This is a genomic window from Novosphingobium soli, from assembly GCF_042432915.1.
Taxonomy (GTDB): domain Bacteria; phylum Pseudomonadota; class Alphaproteobacteria; order Sphingomonadales; family Sphingomonadaceae; genus Novosphingobium; species Novosphingobium soli.
The window spans coordinates 52,792-69,130 of sequence record NZ_JBHLWK010000009.1 but is presented as its reverse complement, the minus strand read 5'-3'; the positions used below and the strand labels follow the sequence as shown (position 1 = coordinate 69,130).

Sequence of the window (16,339 nt, the reverse complement as noted above, 5' to 3'; positions counted from 1 at the left end):
ACCGAAATGGATCAATCTCGGGGACACATGCACAACTCCTAAACGCTTGGTGTCCTAGGCCAGAGCTCGCAGCTTTCCCGAACCCTCCAGCGGACGCGACGATCCCGAGATGCCCCGTACCGGCCAGTACCCGCTCACCGTCGCGCAGTACCTGCGCTTGCGCGAGCACATACCGCCGCTGTACGGGCTGCTCTCGATCAACGCCGCCGTCCTGGCGTTCACGCACCGCGCGGTGGCCCCGGGGGTGCTTGTCTACACCTTCCCCGCGGTCCTGATCGCGGCCTGCCTGGTGCGCATGCTGGCGTGGATGCGGCCGATCACGGCCGCCGACCTCGATCCCGCCACCGCCCGCCACCGGATGCGGCGGACGGTCGCCCTGGCCGTGGTGCTGGCCCTCGCCTTCGTCGCCTGGTCGCTCGCGCTCGACCAGTACGGCGGCCCGTACGAGCATGGGCATGTCGCCGTCTTCGTCTCGGTGACGGTGCTGGGCTGCGTGTTCTGCCTCAGCTTCCTTCCGGTCGCTGCCGTCGCCGTCTGCGTGACGGTGCTGGGGACGTTTCTCGCCTATTCGCTCCGCACCGGCACCGAGGTCCTGATCGCGATCGCCGGCAACATGGCGCTCGTGGCGATGGTCATCCTGAAGATCCTGCACGATTCGTACCGCTCCTTCGTGGAGCTGGAGAACTCGCAGCGCGAGCTCTACAGCGAACGGCGCCAGGCACAGGTCCTGGGGGAGGAGAACGCCCGCCTGGCCCAGACCGATCCGTTGACCGGCATGCCCAACCGAAGGTTCTTCTTCGCCACTCTGGAAGACCTGCTCCAGCGCTCCGGACCCGGCGACGTATTCAGCGTCGGGCTGATCGACCTGGACCGGTTCAAGCCCGTGAACGACACCCACGGCCATGCGCAGGGCGACCGGCTGCTGCAGGTGATCGGCGGCCGCATGATCGGGGCCTGCCCGGCTGACGCCACCGTAGCCCGGCTCGGCGGAGACGAGTTCGGCCTGATCGTGCCGGGCGACGCCGCACAGGGAGAGCAGGTGGCGAACGCGCTGTGCAAGGCCATCCGCGAGCCGGCCCGCATTGGCGACACGCTGGTCTCGGTAGGATGCTCGGCCGGCCTCGCGGTCTATCCCGACACCGCCACCAGCGCCAACCTGCTCTTCGACCGTGCCGACTTCGCGCTCTACCATGCCAAGAACCACCGGCGCGGGCAGTGCGTGCTGTTCTCCGAGAAGCTGGAGCGCCTGATCCGCAGCGAGCAGGCGCTCGACGCCGCGCTGCAGGGCGCCGACCTGTCGGTTGAGCTTTCGCTCGCCTTCCAGCCGATCGCCTCGACCGAGACGCTGGAGCCGGTCGGCCTCGAATGCCTGGCGCGATGGCACTCGGCGCGGCTGGGCGACGTCGCTCCCGAGCTGCTGATCGCCTCCGCCGAGCGGGTGGGTCGCGGGCGCGAGGTGACGCTGACGCTGTTCGACCTCGCGCTCGGCGCGCTGGCGCGCCTGCCCGCGCCGCTGCGCGTCTCGTTCAACCTTTCGGGCGACGACATCTGCAATCCCGAGACGATCGACGCCCTGCTCGCGCGCATGGCGGCCTCGGGCTGCGATCCGGAGCGGGTGCTGATCGAGATCACCGAGTCCTCGCTGATCTCGGAGTTCGACCGCGCCAATGCCGCGCTCCAGCGCCTGCGCGAAACGGGCATGCGCATCGCGCTCGACGATTTCGGCACCGGCTACTCCAGCCTGTCCTCACTGCACCAGCTGCCGCTCGACATGGTGAAGATCGACCGCAGCTTCGCCATCCGGCTGGACGAGGCCGCCGGCCGGCGCCTCATCACCGCCATCCGCCACCTCGCCCGCTCGCTGTCGCTGGAATGCGTGATCGAGGGGATCGAGACGGAGAGCCAGCTGGTGAGCGCGCGCCTGGCCGGCTTCGCGCTGGCGCAAGGCTACTACTTCGCGCGTCCGATGCCGCTGGAGCCGGTGCTCGCCTCCCTTGCCGCCCATGGCCGCAGCAGCCTGGCGGGCTGAGGCGCCCGCTCAGCCGGCGGCGCGGGCTCCGTAGTCGATGCGGATGCGGACCCACTCGCCCACTTGCGGCTTGCCGTTGATCCGCGGCGGCACCACCTGGAACTGCCAGGCCGCATTCAGGACCGCGCGCCCGAAGCCGGACCCGCGCGGCGATTCGCCCAGGATCTGGCAGTTGTCGACGCGGTAGTGCTCCAGCGTCTGGCAGGCGATCATGCCCCAGCCCGTGCGCGGCCCGTTGGCCGGCATGTAGCCGCCCAGCTGCGCGTCGGTCGGCTCCTTGTACCAGTCGGCGTTGTAGAGCACGGCGCCGCCCGGTCCCTCGCCCGGGCCATACGTCGAACCGCCCTTGCCCCGGGCGAGTCCCGCGTCGCCGGCGCCCGGCCGCGCCATCGCTCCGATGTCCGCCGCCGCCATGTCCGCCCGCGACATCTTGAGGAACGAGAACGCGGGCTTCTCCGGCGCCGGGCTCGGTGTCTCCACCGGGGGTACCGGGGTCTCCACCCGCACTTGCGGTGTCTCGGGCTGGTCCTTCTCCTCGGTCCTGGCCTGCTCGCGCTTTTCCGGAGACTTGGCGCCGCTGTCGGCATCCTGCCCCTTCACGTCGAAGGTGACCGGGTTGCGCGCGCGTTCCAGCCGGGGCGCGACGGTCGTCTGGTAGATCGCGATCAGCAGCGCGATCACGACGATGGCTGCGGCGAGCAGCGAGGAGATCAGGCGTTGGCGGGGCGATCCGGGCTGATAGCCGGTGGCGACCCGATCGGCTTCGGAAGGCATGGCGCGCCTCAATAGGCGAGCCGGAGACACCCGGCAATTACGCCTTTGTTGCAGATCGTCGCAAAGGCGCGCGCTGCGGTGAAGATGTCACGCCGCAGACGCCGCGCCGGATGGCCCGGCGCCGCCCGGCTCAGTAGCGCCGGGCAACCGCGAACTCGACCGCCTCGGCCATCGCCGCGCGCGCCTCGGCAGCGGGGAAGCCCGCGATCGCGTCGATCGCGCGCTGCGCATAGTGGCGCGCCCTCTCGCGCGTCGCCTCGACGCAGCCATGGCGATTGATGAGCTCCACCGCGTGGGCCAGGTCCTCGTCCTCGGTACGGAAGCCGGCGATGGCCTCCTCCCAGAACTTGCGCTCGACCGCGTCGCCGCGGGCATAGGCGAGGATCACCGGCAGGGTCATCTTGCCCTCGCGGAAATCGTCGCCCTTGTCCTTGCCCGATTCGCTGCTTTCCGAATCGTAGTCGATCGCATCGTCGACGAGCTGGAAGGCGATGCCGAGGTTCCGCCCGAAGGCGTCGAGCGCCTGCTCCTCCGCCTCGCTCTTCTCCGCGACCACCGCCGAGATGCGGGTGGCAGCGGCGAACAGCGCGGCCGTCTTGGAGCCGATGATCTGGAGGTAGTGCTCCTCGCTGGTCTCGATGCGGCGCTGCGCCGTGAGCTGGTCGACCTCGCCCTCGGCGATGATCGAGCTCGCCTTGGAGAGGATCTTGAGGACCTTGAGGCTGCCGTCCTCGACCATCAGCTCGAAGGCGCGGGTGAACAGGAAGTCGCCCACCAGCACGGTGGCGGGATTGCCGAAGACGATGTTCGCGGCGGCCTTGCCGCGGCGCATGTCGGAACCGTCGACGACGTCGTCGTGGAGCAGCGTGGCGGTGTGGATGAATTCCACCGCCGCCGCCAGCTTGTGATGGCGGTTGCCCTGGTAGCCGCACAGCTCCGCCGCCGCCACCGTGAGCATCGGGCGCATGCGCTTGCCGCCCCCCGAGATCAGGTGGCCGGCCAGCGCCGGGATCAGGGGGATCTCGCTCTGCATGCGGTCGAGGATGACGGCATTGACGCTGTTCATGCCGGCCGCGGTCAGCGCCAGCATGGGGGCAAGGGAGGGCTTGTGCCTGCGCGATTGCAGGGAGACGACATCTGCACTCATCGCCCGGGGCTTTGGGCGCAAGCGCGGTGCAACGCAAGTGCAAACGCCGTGAAGCGGGCACGGGCGCCGACTGGAAGAGCGAGCCAAGCCGTGCTAGCGGGCGAACCCATGATGCAGGACACTTCGCAGGATACCGTGCCGGCCGCCACCCGCGATGCCGCCCCCGTCGACCCTGTTCTGGCGGGCTTCCGCGCCAGCATCGACAACATCGACGCCGCGCTGGTCCACATCCTGGCCGAGCGGTTCCGCATCACCAAGGCGGTGGGCGCCTACAAGGCCGAGAACAACCTGCCCGCCTCCGATCCAGGCCGCGAGGAGCGCCAGATCGCCCGCCTGCGCGCGCTGGCGGAGGAGGCGCATCTCGATCCCGACTTCGGCGAGAAGTTCATCCGCTTCGTCATCGACGAAGTGATCCGCCACCACCAGCGCGCCCAGGGCGGGAACTGAGCCTTCCCGCCGCGGCCACGCCGGCCTGCCGGGAAGGCGCTTACTCCTCCACCATGTCCTGCAGGCGCGCCATCAGCGTCTGGATACGAGTCGCGGCCTCGGTGAAGGTCTTCACGTCGTCGCGGTTGCCGTTGCCGCGCGCTTCCTTGGCCGATTCCAGGTAACCCTCGAGATCGGCTTCGAGCGCGTCGACCAGCATCTCGATCTCGTCCGAGGTGAGCGGGACGTTGATGGGGTTGCTCATGAATGCTCCTGAATTGGGGGACCGGCGCAGATGACCACGATCGCGCCGAAGGGCAACCGCGCCCCGGTCGATTTCCCCCGCATTGGCCTCAGCCCGTCGCGCGCGGGAGCCTGAGCTTGACCAGCAGGCCGCCGAGATCCTCGCTTTCGTCCAGCTCCACGGTGCCGCCGTAGATCTCCACCACGTCGCGCACGATGGCAAGGCCAAGGCCGGTCCCGGGCTTGCCGGTGTCGAGCCGGGCGCCGCGATCGAAGATGCGGATACGCTCGGCCTCCGGGATTCCCAGACCGTCGTCCTCGATCCAGATCTCGCAGAAGCGCTCGCTACGCGCCGCGTCGACGGTGACGAAGACGCTGCCGCCGCCGTACTTCGCCGCATTCTCGATGAGGTTGCCGAGGATCTCCTCGAGATCCTGCTTCTCCAGCGCCACGACGACGTCGCGATTGCCATCGAGGTCGAAGCGCGTCTGTTCGTAGAGCCGCTCGACGGCGCGCAGCACCGCCTCCAGGCTGGGCCAGACGTCCGCGCGCGACTGGCCGACGGCGCGCCGGCCCACCGCCCGCGCGCGCGCCAGGTGGTGGTCCACCTGCCGGCGCATCACCGCCGCCTCGCGGATCACGGTGTCGGCGAGGTCGGGCGACTTGGCGGTGGCGGCGTTCATCACCACCGTCAGCGGCGTCTTGAGCGCATGCGCGAGGTTGCCCGCATGGGTACGCGCCTCCTCGGCCTGCCGCTCGGTGTGGGCGAGCAGCGCGTTGAGCTCCTCCACCAGCGGGGCGACTTCCCTGGGCAGCGGGTCGGTCACCCGGCTCGCGCCGGTGGTGCGCAGCTTCTGGATCGCGCGACGCACGTGGCGCAGCGGGAACAGGCCGTACCAGGTCTGCATGCCCGCCATCAGCAGCAGGCCGAAGCCCAGCACCACGAAGCTGTACACCAGGATCGAGCGGATCACCTTGATCTGGTCGTTGAGATCGCGCCGGCTGGCGGCGACGGTGAACATCCACTGCGTGTCGCTGCCCGGCAGGATGATCGAGCGTTCCATCACCCGCAGCGGCTCGCCGGGGAACTGGTCGCTGTCGTAGACGTGCGGCTGGGCATCGAAGTGCCCGGCTGGCACGACGAGGCTGCGATCCCACAGCGAGCGCGAGGGGAAGTCCTCGTGTCCCTTGGCGCGGATCTGCCAGTAGAGGCCCGAATTGGGCTCCAGGAAGCGCTGGTCGCCCAGCGGGCGGATGAAGAACACTTCGCCGTCCGGACCGATCTCGGCCGAGCCGATCATGCCCGTCAGCATGTAGCCGAGCTGTTCGTCGAAGTTGCGGGTGACGATGCTGGTGACGGTGTGGTCGAGCGCCAGGCCGCCCGCGAGGAGGAGAAACGAGATCCACCCCGCCGCGATCAGCATCATGCGCCGCGCGAGCGAGCCCGTGTCGGCAGGCCGGGCGGGCTGCCCGGCCGTGTGCTCCGGCTCAGCCGCGACCAGGTTCTGCGGGGTCGTCGAGACTGTAGCCAAGGCCGCGGATCGTCGTGATGACGTCGGCACCCAGCTTCTTGCGGATGCGCGTGACGAAGACCTCGATCGTGTTGGAATCGCGGTCGAAATCCTGATCGTAGATATGCTCGATCAGTTCGGTGCGGCTGACCACCTTGCCCTTGTGGTGCATCAGGTAGGACAGCAGCTTGTATTCCTGCGCGGTGAGCTTCACCGGCTCCCCGTCCAGCGTGACGCGGCCCGAGCGGGTGTCGAGGCGCACCGGCCCGGCGGTCAGCTCGCTCGAGGTGTTGCCCGAGGCGCGGCGGATCAGCGCACGCAGCCGGGCGATCAGCTCCTCGGTCTGGAACGGCTTGGCGAGGTAGTCGTCGGCGCCGGCATCGAGCCCCGCCACCTTGTCCGACCAGCTGTCGCGCGCGGTGAGGACGAGGACGGGAAACGTGCGCCCCTCGCGCCGCCACATGCCGAGCACGGTGAGGCCGTCGATCTCGGGAAGGCCGAGGTCGAGGACCACGGCGTCGTATTCTTCGGTCGAGCCGAGGAAGTGCCCGTCCTCGCCGTCGGTGGAGAGGTCCACGGCGTAGCCGTTCTGCTCCAGCGTGGTCTTGAGCTGGGCGCCCAGGGTGGGTTCATCCTCGACGATCAGGATGCGCAATGCTTGGTCCTCCCTACTTGAACCGGGCTGGAATGGGGCGAAAGCCCCCGAGGGTCAAGCAACGGCAAACCCCAAGGTTCCAGCCCCGGGGCTCAGCGCGACTGGCCGATGATGCGGCCAGTGCGGGCATCGACGTCGACGAAGGTGACCTTGCCGTTCTTGATGAACTTGAGGCGATAGGCCATCGCCGCAGGGTCGTATTCGGGGCCGAGGTACTGCATGCCGCCCATGCGCGGGAGCACGATCTGCTCGATCTGCCGGATCGCCAGGATGTTGCCCGCCTTGCGCTCGCGCCGCGCCTCGCCCTGCTCGCCCACCTGCTCGGCGCGGGCCGGGACCACGGATGGGAGGAGAGACAGCACGGCCAGTGCGGCAAGCGGGGCAGGGAAGCGTTTCATCACGGGTTGGGTGCCTAATTCCAAAGCGTTGAACAAGTCCTGAATGTGGCCGGAAGGTGGCAGCAAGGTGCGCGCGTGCCGCCGCTTCCCTCGATCCTCCCTGTCGCGCCGCGATGGCGAGGTGGCGCCGACGTAGTCGGTGACGGAAGGGCTTTCCCCTCAACTCCACCACCCCTTACGCGAGCAGTCCCTCGCCAGCGCGGCGCCACCGGGAGGATCGGAGATCGATCGCCGCACTTGCCCTGCCCCCGCCCTGCCCTGTAGGGCGCCGCGCATGGCACTCGCACCGATCCTCAGCTGGGAAGGCCTCGGCCTGATCCAGGGCTCCGGCTGGCTCTTCAAGGACCTCGACATCAACATCGCCCCGCGCGACCGGCTGGCCCTCATCGGCCGCAACGGCGCGGGCAAGACGACGCTGCTCAAGCTGATCGCGGGGCTCGTCGATGCGGACAAGGGCACCCGCTCGGTCCAGCCCGGCACGCGCGTGGTGACGCTGGAGCAGGACCCGTTCTTCACCGGGTTCGACACCCTGCTCGATTTCGCCGTCCACGGCGACGACGCGCCGCCGCAGCACGAGGTGGAGGCCATCGCCGACCAGCTCGGCATCGACCTCTCGCGCGAGGCGAAGAGCGCCAGCGGCGGCGAGCGGCGCCGGGCGGCGCTGTGCCGCGCGCTCGCGTCGGAGCCCGACCTGCTGCTGCTGGACGAGCCGACCAACCACCTCGACCTCGCCGCGATCGACTGGCTGGAAGGCTGGCTGCAGCGCTACAACGGCGCCTTCGTCGTCATCAGCCACGACCGCACCTTCCTCACCCGCCTGACCAACGCCACCTTGTGGCTGGACCGCGGCTCGCTTCGCCGAAAGGACGTCGGCTTCGGCGGCTACGAGGCGTGGGAAGAGGAAGTCTACGCCGAGGAGGCGCGCGCGGCGCAGAAGCTCGACGCCAAGCTCAAGATCGAGGCACACTGGCTGGAACGCGGCGTCACCGCGCGGCGCAAGCGCAACCAGGGGCGGCTGGCCAAGCTGTGGGAGATGCGCGCGCAGCGGGCCTCGATGGTCGGCCCGCAAGGCGCGGCCAAGCTCGCCGTGGTGGCCGACGACAGCAAGACCAAGTCGGTGATCGTCGCCGACCATGTCACCAAGCGCTTCGGCGATCGCACCGTCATCAAGGACTTCAGCCTGCGTATCCAGCGCGGCGACCGGATCGGCGTGGTCGGGGCGAACGGCTCGGGCAAGACGACCTTGCTCAAGATCCTGATGGGCGAGATGGCGCCCGACGAGGGCACCGTGACGCTGGCCAATACGCTGGACGCCACCGTGATCGACCAGCAGCGCAGCCGCATGGCGCCCGAGATGCGCATCCGCGACGTGCTGGCCGAAGGCGGCGACTGGATCGACGTGCGCGGCGTGCGCAAGCACATCCAGGGCTATCTCAAGGACTTCCTGTTCGATCCGGGCCTCGTCGAGGCGAAGGTCGGCACGCTATCGGGCGGCGAGCGCTCGCGCCTCCTGTTCGCCCGCGAGTTCGCGACCACCTCCAACCTGCTGGTGCTCGATGAGCCGACCAACGACCTCGACCTCGAGACGCTGGACCTGCTGCAGGAGGTGATCGCCGACTACGACGGCACCGTCCTGATCGTCAGCCACGACCGCGACTTCCTCGACCGTACGGTCAACGTTACGCTCGGGCTCGACGGGTCGGGCCACATCGACGTGATCGCCGGCGGCTATGCCGACTGGGAGGCTAAGCGCCGCCAGCGCACCGCCACCCCGGCGAAGAAGGCGCGCGCCGAGGATGCGCCGGCGCCGCCGCCGATGCCGCCGCGCAAGGCCAAGCTCTCTTACAAGGACCAGCGCGACTACGAGCTGCTGCCCCAGCGGATCGAGGAGCTGGAAGCGGCCATCGGCCGCGACGAGGCGGCGCTGGCCGACCCCGCGCTCTATACCCGCGACCCGGCGAAGTTCGCCGCGCTTTCGGAGGCGATCGCCAAGGCGCGCGCCGACAAGGAGGCGGCGGAGGAGCGCTGGCTCGCACTGGCCGAGCAGGTCGAGGGCTGATCGGAAGGGTCCTCAGCGGACTTGCCAAATGCCGCCGGCTGTAGGAAGGCGGTAAACCAAACCGGTTAAGAGGGCAGCACATGATCAACCGCATCCGCGACATTCGCCTGCAGAAGGGCCTGACGCTCGCCGACGTCGCGAAGGCCTGCGACCCGCAGACCACCGCGCAGACGATCGGGCGGCTCGAAACCGGCATGCGCAACCTCTCGCTGGTCTGGATGAACCGCATCGCCGCCGCCCTGCAGGTCGAGCCCGAGACCCTGCTGCGCAGCGAAGGCAACGAGCCGGCGCGGATGGTCGCGAGCCTGGGTGCGCGCGGAGCGGAGCCGCTGCGCAAGCCGATCGAGGCGGTGCTGCCCAGCGACCTCGCGGCCGACGTGCCCTGGCTGGTGCTCGCGGTGGAGGCGGCGCACGGCGAATACCGTGCTGGCGACCAGATCTGGCTGCGCCAGCACGCGCCGGAGGAGGCCGCGCGGCTGATGCACCGCGACGTTCTGGCGCCGCTTCCCGGCGGCCGCTTCGCCTTCGGCCAGCTGATCGCGGCGGATGAAGCGGGCGTCACGCTGCTGCCGCCCGCAGGCGGTGCAGACCGGATCGCGGTGGAACAACCGGCCTGGCTGGCGGTTGCCGAGATGCTGGTCCGCAAGCTCTAGTCGCATGTTAACCCCACGCTAACCCCACGCTAACAGGCGCAGCCTAGCCCGCGATGCACGTCCTCTCGATCGCCACGCTGTTCCCGAACCCGGTGAAGCCCTCGTTCGGGGTCTTCGTGGGCAACCAGATGCGCGCAGTGGCGGCGCGGGGCGAGGTGGAGCTGACCATGGTCAGCCCCATCGGCATCCCGCCCTGGCCCCTGTCGCTTCGCGAATCCTACGTGCGCCTTAAGGACATTCCGGAGACGAGCGACGGCGTCGGTCTGCCCGTCCACTACCCCCAGTTCACCACCTTTCCCAAGGTGGGAGGCGACAGCAATCCCGGGCGCATCGCCCAGGCCGTGCTGCCGCTGGCGCGCCGCCTCCATGCCGAGCGCCCGTTCGATCTCGTCGATGCGCAGTTCTTCTTTCCCGACGGCCCGGCGGCGGCGATCGTCGCGCGCGCACTGGGGCTGCCGCTGACGATCAAGTCGCGCGGGGCGGACATCCACTTCTGGGGCCAGCGGCCGCATGCGCTGAGGCAGATGCTGGCCGCGGCCCACCAGGCGGCCGGGCTCCTGGCCGTGAGCCAGGCGCTGCGCCAGGACATGATCGCGCTCGGCATGCCGGCCGACCGCATCGAGATCCACTACACCGGGCTGGATCGGGAGAAGTTCCACCCGATCGAGCGCGGCGCCGCGCGCGCGCTGGTCTCGGCCATGCCGAACCTGCAGATCTGGTCGGAAGGCCCGCTGCTGGTCACCCCCGGCGCGCTGATCCCGCGCAAGGGACAGGCGCTGGTGATCGAGGCGCTCGTCCACCTGCCCGAGGCGCGCCTCGCGCTCGCCGGCACCGGCGAGGACGAGGCGCGGCTCAAGGCCCTCGCCCGCCAGCTCGGCGTCTACGACCGCGTCCACTTCCTGGGCCTGGTGGACCACGAACTGCTGCCGCACCTGCTGTGCGCAGCCGACGTGCTGGTGCTGCCCTCGGCCAGCGAGGGGCTCGCCAACGTCTGGATCGAGGGGCTTGCCTGCGGGACCCCGATCGTCATTCCCGACATCGGCGGCGCGCGCGAGATCGTGAGCGACGAGAGCGCAGGTCGGATCGCCGCCCGCACGCCCGAGGCGATCGCAGAAGCGGTGAAGCAGATCCTCGCGAATCCGCCCGGCCAGGCGGAGGTGGCGGAGCACGTCAGCCGCTTCTCCTGGGGCGTCAACGCCGAGAACATCGAGCGGTTCTGGAAGGGGGTAATGGGGATCGCGCCGCAAGCGGTGCACACCGGCTATGGCGACGCGGCCGCGTGACGGCTCCCCTTCCCACCTGTGCAAATTGCCAGCGGCGTGGGCCGCGGCACGCCCCTAGCCTCCGCGCCACGAACAAAGCGAGAGGACAGACCCCATGCGCATCATCGTGGCCGGATGGCTGCGTTACGCCGGCGACGACAAGACCTGCGCCGCAATCATCACCGGCGGCGCCGAGCACATCCTCGCCGCCCGCGAGGAGCAAGGCTGCGTCGCCTATACCTGGGCGGTCGACCCCATCGATCCCGGCGTGATCCAGGTCTACGAGGAGTGGGAGAGCGAGGAGGACCTGCTCAGGCACTTCGTCGATCCCGCCTATGCGAAGATGCGCGCCCACCTGGAGACCTACGAGCTCACCGGGTTCGGCGTCCGGCTATACGGAACCTGCGGGGTGGAGCCGGTCTACGGCGAGGACGGCTGGCCGCGCCGCGAGATCTTCGGCGTGACGCTGGAGGACGCGGCCTAGAGCGTCGGTGGGCGCTGCGGCCTGCTGCAAGGCAGGCCGTCAGCCACCAGTTCCTCAACCCTCCGGCGGAATCAGGAAGTCCATCGTGTAACGCTTGGCCTTCCACCCCTCGGGCCTGCGCACGACGTCGAAGTAGTAGCGTCCGTGGACGGTGATGCCGCCGCCCGCCTTGTACCGTCCCATGCCGATCACGTAGGCGCGGATCGAGGCCGCATCACCCTGCCAGTCGGTGATGGCGAAGTTGGTCAGGTAGTGCGCGTGGGCGGCCATCGCGGCGAAGGTGTCGGCGAAGAAGGCGCGGATCTCGTCGTGGCCGACGAGGCTGGGAAAGCCGATGCCGGACAGGTCGAACACCGCGTCCTCGGCGAAGACAGCGCAGATGCCGTCGAGGTCGTGGAGGCTGTCCACGGCATGGGCATAGGCGACGAGCAGGTCCTGGATCGCCAAGCGATCCTCGATGGGGCAGTCGGTCAAGGCTTTCTCCGTGTCAGGACGCCGGGGTGGGGAAGCCGGGCCGGATCGGGTCGGTAACGCCGTCCCAGCCCTGCGCGGCCTCGGCGATGCGGGCGAAGAACTCGCTCTGCGCCCGGTTCTCTTCGATCAGCTCGATCATGCAGCCGATCGCCGGCGTGGCGTCGATGTAGCTGAAGCGGAAGCCGCCGAAGGTGCCGTCCACCGCCGCCACGAAGCCCTGCCTGCGATAATGCGCATAAGCGGCCTCGTAGTCGCCGGTGTAGACGGCCAGATGGTGGAACCCGCCCTGCCCCTTGGCGATGGTGTCGCGATAGGCGGAGACGCTGTCGCAATGCTGCTGGACCAGCTCGACCTGCACGCCGCCCGACTGCGCGATGGCGACCGAGAAGTCGAGCCCCGCGGCAGGCTGGCCCCGGTAGCCGTACTCCTCCAGCACCACGTGCGGCACTTCCAGGAACGGGCCGATCCCGGTGGTGCGGATCCAGTTCCTGCAGGCGCTCTCCAGGTCCTCGACCATGAAGGCGACCTGCATGACGTGCGGTCCCGACACCCCGGGCGCGGGGATCACGCCTCTTCGCCGGCGGGCGCACCCTTGACGTAGTCGTCGAGCAGTTCGTGGAAGCGCTGGATGCGCTTCTCCTGCCCGGGCAGAATGCAGCCCTTGAACCCGCGCGAGTTGAGCCCCTGCTGCTGGCTGGTGCCGATCGAGAGGTCCTGGTCCGCCACGTAGCCGACCGAGACGCCGTCGCCGTAGACCGAATGGCGCGCGACCGCGTCGTGTTCCAGCGGCAGCATGCCGAGCGGCGTGAAGACCTCGTCCATGCCCTCCACCGGCGGATAGAGGCACCAGTGCTGGAACACGCACTTCTCGGGATCGGTCGGGTGCGGCTCGGTGCGCAGGACCTGGAGCTGCTCCGGGCTCATGGTGAGCGTCAGGTTGGGGAACAGCGTGCAGTGGAAATAGTCCACCAGCTGCTGGTCGCTCATGTTCTCGTAGTTGGTGTAGCCACGCGCAGGCCCCAGGCGGCGCTTGGCGGCAATGATCGCCTCGCGCAGGTCGCCGGTGCGGCCGTTGTACTCGTCCGGGTCGATGCCCCAGGCGCGCGCCGCTTCACCCAGCGGAGCCGGGACTTCGGTGGTGTGGTAGTCGACCCGGGTGGTGGCCTGGTGCCCCTTCATCCACATCGAGTTGTGGCCCGAGGGGTACATCTCGAACAGCGTGTCGGGCAGGCCGTCGTTGATGAACGTCGCCAGCTCGGGGTGGATGGTCGGCAGGTGGTAGCTCTCGTTGAAGTTGTCGCGGATGATCTTCCAGTTGAACTCGCAATCGGCCGAGACCTTGAGCACGCGGACCCAGTTGTCGATGCCGTATCCGGCCAGCCGCTCGGGGAACGGCGCGAGCCACTCGTGCAGCGGGGCGACGTCGTCGTCCATGCACCAGAACACGAAGGGACCCCAGGTCTCGCAGCGCAGTTCCGAAAGGTGGACCCTGCCGCAGGGGCTGCCGCCCTCGAAGTCGTCCGGATCCTGCACCTTCGCCAGCGTGCCGTCGAGATCGAAGGTCCAGTTGTGATAGCCGCACACGATCCGGGGCACGCTGGTGAGATCGCCCAGCACCAGCCGGTTCCCGCGGTGGGGACAGGCGTTGTAGAAGGCCTTGATCCCGCCATCCTCCTGGCGGACCATGATGACCGATTCCTTGGCGAAGTTGTGGCGGATGATGTCGCCCGGCTCCTCCAGTTCGGCGAGGACCCCGCCCAGGTGCCAGACCTTGGGCCAGAGGTTCTCCATCTCGGCATCCATCCACGCCTTGGACGTGTAGCGGTCGGCGGTGATCGGGTCGCCGCGCACCGGTGGGTCGAACTCCTGCGAGTAGCGGGAGACCTTGGTCTGGATGTTCATGGGCCCGGGTTCCTGTGCTGTCGTTCTAATTCTGAGGCTGCGTCTGGCTGGGGTCCGCACCCCGGCGGCCGCCGCGCGGCGCACCGGGGTTGGCGGCGAAGAAGTCGAGCGTGCCCGGATCGTCCTTGACCCAATCGGTCACCAGCGTGCGGCGCACGATGCGCCACTCGCCGTCGCGGCAGGCGTAGGCGTCCAGGTAGCGGCCGGCGATGAAGAGGTCGCGCACGCCGCCGTCGTCCTGCGGGGCGGAGTGCCAGGCCTGGAAGTACCATTCCCCGGTGGCGGTCTCGCCGTGGATGGCGAGGCGCGACTGGCCCAGCAGGTGGTGCGTCGCGCCCATGTCGGCGAGGAAGCCCTGTGCGAAGGCGACAAACGCGTCGGCACCGCCCTTCATCAGGCCGCAGTCGATCTCGGCATCGTCGTGGAAGGCGCTGCGCTGCAGCTCCGGATCGAGCCGGTCGAGCCCGCGCATGTAGCGCGCCGCCGCATCCGCGATGTCGCGCCGGGCGGCCAGGTCGCGCACCTCGGCCTCGAGATCGAAGCGGGTTCCGGTCAGCGCGTCCAAGGGCCGGCCCTCCAGACGGAATGCGCGCGTATGCTGGGCATGTCTTCTCCACTCTCCCGTTCGCGACCGGGGCGCGTCTGCTTGCCGCACGCCTCCTGTCGCCGGGCAGCCGTCGAAACAAACCGACTCAACTGCCGGTTTTTTTATGCTACCATCGCGCCCTGCCGCTCACCTGCGACTTAGGCTAGGTTCCCGTGTGCGAACGCGGGGCGCAGTACCGCGGAGAAACGGGAAAGGACGGATGAAGGCTCAGTCGCTGCAGGATCGCATGCTCTGTGCGCTCATGCCCGAGCTGCACGGCGAAGGCGCGCAGGACCGCGCGTCCGAGAAGTGGCAGCAGCGCAAAAGCGCGCTGATGCGCGAGAGGCTGGTCTCGGCTGCGATCGACCGGTTGGTGGAGAACGGCTACCCCGGCCTCACCACCGCGGCCGTGGCCGCCGCCTGCGAGGTCTCGCGCGGGGCGATGCACCATCATTTCCAGACGCGCATGGAACTGGTCGCCGCCGTGGTCGACCACGTGGTGTACCATCGCATGCGGACCTTCCTTGCCGACTACTTCGACGCCGTGGAGCGGCGGTGCGACGAGCCGATGATCGAGCTCGCCTGCGAGGCGCACTGGCGCTCGGTGCAGACGCGCGACTACGCGGCGTGGCTGGAGCTCGCCCTGGCGGCGCGCACCGATGGCGAGCTCGCCGCGATCTTCGAGCCGGCCGCGCGCCGCTACGACGCGGTCTGGACCAGCGAGATGATCGAGGCCTTCCCCCAGTGGCGCGAGGACTGGGAGAACCTCAAGCTGGCGCACGACTTCACCAGCGCCATCCATGCCGGCATGCTGCTGCACCAGCCGATCTTCGCCAGCGAGCCGCGCATGGACCGCCTGCGCCGGTTCGCGGCTCGCACGATGCAGGAACTGGCGGAGAGCAGCAGGCCCAGGCACGCGGGCTGAGAGGGCGAACCGGGCGACGTTCTCTCCAAAGTCACAGGTGTCCCCACGCGCGCCGCTCTTCCAGACTTGGCCCGACAGCGAATCCCGGGAAGCGGGACCGAATGGAAGGAACCTGATGGCGAACGTGGCAATCACCGGAGCGGGACGCGGCATCGGCCTCGAACTCGCCAGACAGCACTTCGACCGCGGCGACCGCGTCTTCGCGCTGGTTCGCAATCCCGAGAGCGCGCGCGCGCTGCAGGATCTTGCCGCCGGGGCGGGCGGGCGGCTGAGCGTGCATGCGATGGACGTCGCCAGCAACGCCTCGGTGGCGTCGGGGGCGGCCGACACCGGTGAGGCGGCGATCGACCTGCTCTACAACGTCGCGGGCGTGTCCGGCCGGACCGAGCCCCAGCTGGACGGCATCGACTGGGACGACTTCGACCAGGCGATCGAGATCATGCTCAAGGGCCCGTTGCGCGTGCTCAGTGCCTTTCTGCCGCGGCTGGGTGCCGGATCGAAGGTCATCAACTTCTCCAGCCAGCTCGGCGCTTCGACCTGGCCTTACGGCGGCTACTGGCCCTACGCGGCGACCAAGGCCGGGCTCAACCGGCTGATGCGCTCGGTCGCGTTCGACTTGCGCGAGCGCGGCATCGTCGTCGGCCTCGTCCATCCCGGCTACGTGCAGACCGACATGGGTGGCCCTGGCGCCGACATCACCCCACAGGAAAGCGCCGCCTCGATCGTCCGCCTCGCCGACGGCTGGACACTCGAGGAGACGGGCGAGTTCTACAAGTGGAACGGCGAAAAGCACGCCTGGTAGGGAGAGGCA

18 protein-coding genes are annotated in these 16,339 nt (G+C 69.1%); 8 read left to right on the top strand and 10 right to left on the bottom strand.

Translation table 11 applies throughout. The features are described from left to right. The first annotated feature begins 109 nt into the window (after positions 1-109). On the top strand, positions 110-2,029 hold the full coding sequence (locus ACFFJC_RS05755; RefSeq protein ID WP_379486545.1) for a putative bifunctional diguanylate cyclase/phosphodiesterase: 1,920 nt from the start codon (positions 110-112) through the stop codon (positions 2,027-2,029). A gap of 9 nt (positions 2,030-2,038) precedes the next feature. Here the strand turns inward: ACFFJC_RS05755 and ACFFJC_RS05750 are convergent, their stop codons facing one another. Together ACFFJC_RS05750 and ACFFJC_RS05745 are read right to left on the bottom strand one after the other, a co-directional pair. Next, the gene (locus tag ACFFJC_RS05750; RefSeq protein ID WP_379486544.1) at positions 2,039-2,803 is read right to left on the bottom strand and encodes an energy transducer TonB; all 765 of its coding nucleotides are present in this window, start codon (positions 2,801-2,803) and stop codon (positions 2,039-2,041) included. A gap of 130 nt (positions 2,804-2,933) precedes the next feature. Beyond that, positions 2,934-3,950 carry a polyprenyl synthetase family protein gene (locus tag ACFFJC_RS05745; protein ID WP_379486543.1) on the bottom strand — a complete coding sequence of 339 codons (1,017 nt, stop codon included), beginning with the start codon at positions 3,948-3,950 and terminating at the stop codon, positions 2,934-2,936. Positions 3,951-4,058: 108 nt separating this feature from the next. Between ACFFJC_RS05745 and ACFFJC_RS05740 the strand changes: the two genes are divergently transcribed. After that, positions 4,059-4,397: a chorismate mutase gene (locus ACFFJC_RS05740; RefSeq protein WP_379486542.1), complete on the top strand. Its 339-nt coding sequence runs from the start codon at positions 4,059-4,061 to the stop codon at positions 4,395-4,397. A gap of 40 nt (positions 4,398-4,437) precedes the next feature. On the opposite strand, the gene ACFFJC_RS05735 is transcribed toward ACFFJC_RS05740, so the two are convergent. The 4 genes from ACFFJC_RS05735 to ACFFJC_RS05720 form a co-directional block, all read right to left on the bottom strand. After that, positions 4,438-4,641 carry a hypothetical protein gene (locus tag ACFFJC_RS05735; protein WP_379486541.1) on the bottom strand — a complete coding sequence of 68 codons (204 nt, stop codon included), beginning with the start codon at positions 4,639-4,641 and terminating at the stop codon, positions 4,438-4,440. Between the two features lie 88 nt (positions 4,642-4,729). Continuing rightward, on the bottom strand, positions 4,730-6,046 hold the full coding sequence (locus ACFFJC_RS05730) for a sensor histidine kinase (RefSeq protein WP_379486699.1): 1,317 nt from the start codon (positions 6,044-6,046) through the stop codon (positions 4,730-4,732). A 61-nt stretch (positions 6,047-6,107) separates the two neighbouring features. Then, a complete protein-coding gene (locus ACFFJC_RS05725) occupies positions 6,108-6,785 on the bottom strand; it encodes a response regulator transcription factor (RefSeq protein WP_379486540.1) in 678 nt (225 codons plus the stop codon). A 92-nt stretch (positions 6,786-6,877) separates the two neighbouring features. Next, positions 6,878-7,183 carry a PepSY domain-containing protein gene (locus tag ACFFJC_RS05720; RefSeq protein ID WP_379486539.1) on the bottom strand — a complete coding sequence of 102 codons (306 nt, stop codon included), beginning with the start codon at positions 7,181-7,183 and terminating at the stop codon, positions 6,878-6,880. 274 nt (positions 7,184-7,457) lie between these two features. Here ACFFJC_RS05720 and ACFFJC_RS05715 point away from each other — a divergent pair, with 274 nt between their 5' ends. The 4 genes from ACFFJC_RS05715 (at position 7,458) to ACFFJC_RS05700 (ending at position 11,641) form a co-directional block, all read left to right on the top strand. Then, complete coding sequence (locus ACFFJC_RS05715; protein WP_379486538.1) at positions 7,458-9,242, top strand: ABC-F family ATP-binding cassette domain-containing protein; 1,785 nt, start codon at positions 7,458-7,460, stop codon at positions 9,240-9,242. Between the two features lie 80 nt (positions 9,243-9,322). Continuing rightward, positions 9,323-9,895: a helix-turn-helix domain-containing protein gene (locus tag ACFFJC_RS05710; RefSeq protein WP_379486537.1), complete on the top strand. Its 573-nt coding sequence runs from the start codon at positions 9,323-9,325 to the stop codon at positions 9,893-9,895. Between the two features lie 53 nt (positions 9,896-9,948). Beyond that, positions 9,949-11,178 (top strand): glycosyltransferase, encoded by a 1,230-nt coding sequence (locus tag ACFFJC_RS05705; protein WP_379486536.1) that lies wholly within the window; start codon positions 9,949-9,951, stop codon positions 11,176-11,178. Between the two features lie 94 nt (positions 11,179-11,272). After that, positions 11,273-11,641: a putative quinol monooxygenase gene (locus tag ACFFJC_RS05700; protein ID WP_379486535.1), complete on the top strand. Its 369-nt coding sequence runs from the start codon at positions 11,273-11,275 to the stop codon at positions 11,639-11,641. A gap of 54 nt (positions 11,642-11,695) precedes the next feature. On the opposite strand, the gene ACFFJC_RS05695 is transcribed toward ACFFJC_RS05700, so the two are convergent. Genes ACFFJC_RS05695 through ACFFJC_RS05680 form a run of 4 tightly spaced genes read right to left on the bottom strand, consistent with a single transcriptional unit; the run spans position 11,696 to position 14,582 of the window. After that, on the bottom strand, positions 11,696-12,115 hold the full coding sequence (locus ACFFJC_RS05695) for a nuclear transport factor 2 family protein (protein ID WP_379486534.1): 420 nt from the start codon (positions 12,113-12,115) through the stop codon (positions 11,696-11,698). Positions 12,116-12,128: 13 nt separating this feature from the next. After that, complete coding sequence (locus ACFFJC_RS05690; protein ID WP_379486533.1) at positions 12,129-12,683, bottom strand: VOC family protein; 555 nt, start codon at positions 12,681-12,683, stop codon at positions 12,129-12,131. Then, positions 12,680-14,017: an aromatic ring-hydroxylating oxygenase subunit alpha gene (locus ACFFJC_RS05685; protein ID WP_379486532.1), complete on the bottom strand. Its 1,338-nt coding sequence runs from the start codon at positions 14,015-14,017 to the stop codon at positions 12,680-12,682. The genes ACFFJC_RS05690 and ACFFJC_RS05685 overlap by 4 nt, the downstream gene beginning before the upstream one ends. 25 nt (positions 14,018-14,042) lie before the next feature. Continuing rightward, complete coding sequence (locus ACFFJC_RS05680; RefSeq protein WP_379486531.1) at positions 14,043-14,582, bottom strand: nuclear transport factor 2 family protein; 540 nt, start codon at positions 14,580-14,582, stop codon at positions 14,043-14,045. A gap of 241 nt (positions 14,583-14,823) precedes the next feature. Between ACFFJC_RS05680 and ACFFJC_RS05675 the strand changes: the two genes are divergently transcribed. Next, positions 14,824-15,528: a TetR/AcrR family transcriptional regulator gene (locus tag ACFFJC_RS05675; RefSeq protein WP_379486530.1), complete on the top strand. Its 705-nt coding sequence runs from the start codon at positions 14,824-14,826 to the stop codon at positions 15,526-15,528. 115 nt (positions 15,529-15,643) lie between these two features. Next, entirely contained in the window at positions 15,644-16,330 is a 687-nt protein-coding gene (locus tag ACFFJC_RS05670; protein WP_379486529.1) for an SDR family oxidoreductase, read from the top strand. Positions 16,331-16,339: the final 9 nt, after the last annotated feature.

Bases quoted from the DNA above. Each gene is read 5' to 3' on its own strand.
- ACFFJC_RS05755 (WP_379486545.1), top strand. From the start codon at position 110: ATGCCCCGTACCGGCCAGTACCCGCTCACCGTCGCGCAGTACCTGCGC.
- ACFFJC_RS05750 (WP_379486544.1), bottom strand. From the start codon at position 2,803: ATGCCTTCCGAAGCCGATCGGGTCGCCACCGGCTATCAGCCCGGATCG.
- ACFFJC_RS05745 (WP_379486543.1), bottom strand. From the start codon at position 3,950: ATGAGTGCAGATGTCGTCTCCCTGCAATCGCGCAGGCACAAGCCCTCC.
- ACFFJC_RS05740 (WP_379486542.1), top strand. From the start codon at position 4,059: ATGATGCAGGACACTTCGCAGGATACCGTGCCGGCCGCCACCCGCGAT.
- ACFFJC_RS05735 (WP_379486541.1), bottom strand. From the start codon at position 4,641: ATGAGCAACCCCATCAACGTCCCGCTCACCTCGGACGAGATCGAGATG.
- ACFFJC_RS05730 (WP_379486699.1), bottom strand. From the start codon at position 6,046: ATGATGCTGATCGCGGCGGGGTGGATCTCGTTTCTCCTCCTCGCGGGC.
- ACFFJC_RS05720 (WP_379486539.1), bottom strand. From the start codon at position 7,183: ATGAAACGCTTCCCTGCCCCGCTTGCCGCACTGGCCGTGCTGTCTCTC.
- ACFFJC_RS05715 (WP_379486538.1), top strand. From the start codon at position 7,458: ATGGCACTCGCACCGATCCTCAGCTGGGAAGGCCTCGGCCTGATCCAG.
- ACFFJC_RS05710 (WP_379486537.1), top strand. From the start codon at position 9,323: ATGATCAACCGCATCCGCGACATTCGCCTGCAGAAGGGCCTGACGCTC.
- ACFFJC_RS05705 (WP_379486536.1), top strand. From the start codon at position 9,949: ATGCACGTCCTCTCGATCGCCACGCTGTTCCCGAACCCGGTGAAGCCC.
- ACFFJC_RS05700 (WP_379486535.1), top strand. From the start codon at position 11,273: ATGCGCATCATCGTGGCCGGATGGCTGCGTTACGCCGGCGACGACAAG.
- ACFFJC_RS05685 (WP_379486532.1), bottom strand. From the start codon at position 14,017: ATGAACATCCAGACCAAGGTCTCCCGCTACTCGCAGGAGTTCGACCCA.
- ACFFJC_RS05675 (WP_379486530.1), top strand. From the start codon at position 14,824: ATGAAGGCTCAGTCGCTGCAGGATCGCATGCTCTGTGCGCTCATGCCC.
- ACFFJC_RS05670 (WP_379486529.1), top strand. From the start codon at position 15,644: ATGGCGAACGTGGCAATCACCGGAGCGGGACGCGGCATCGGCCTCGAA.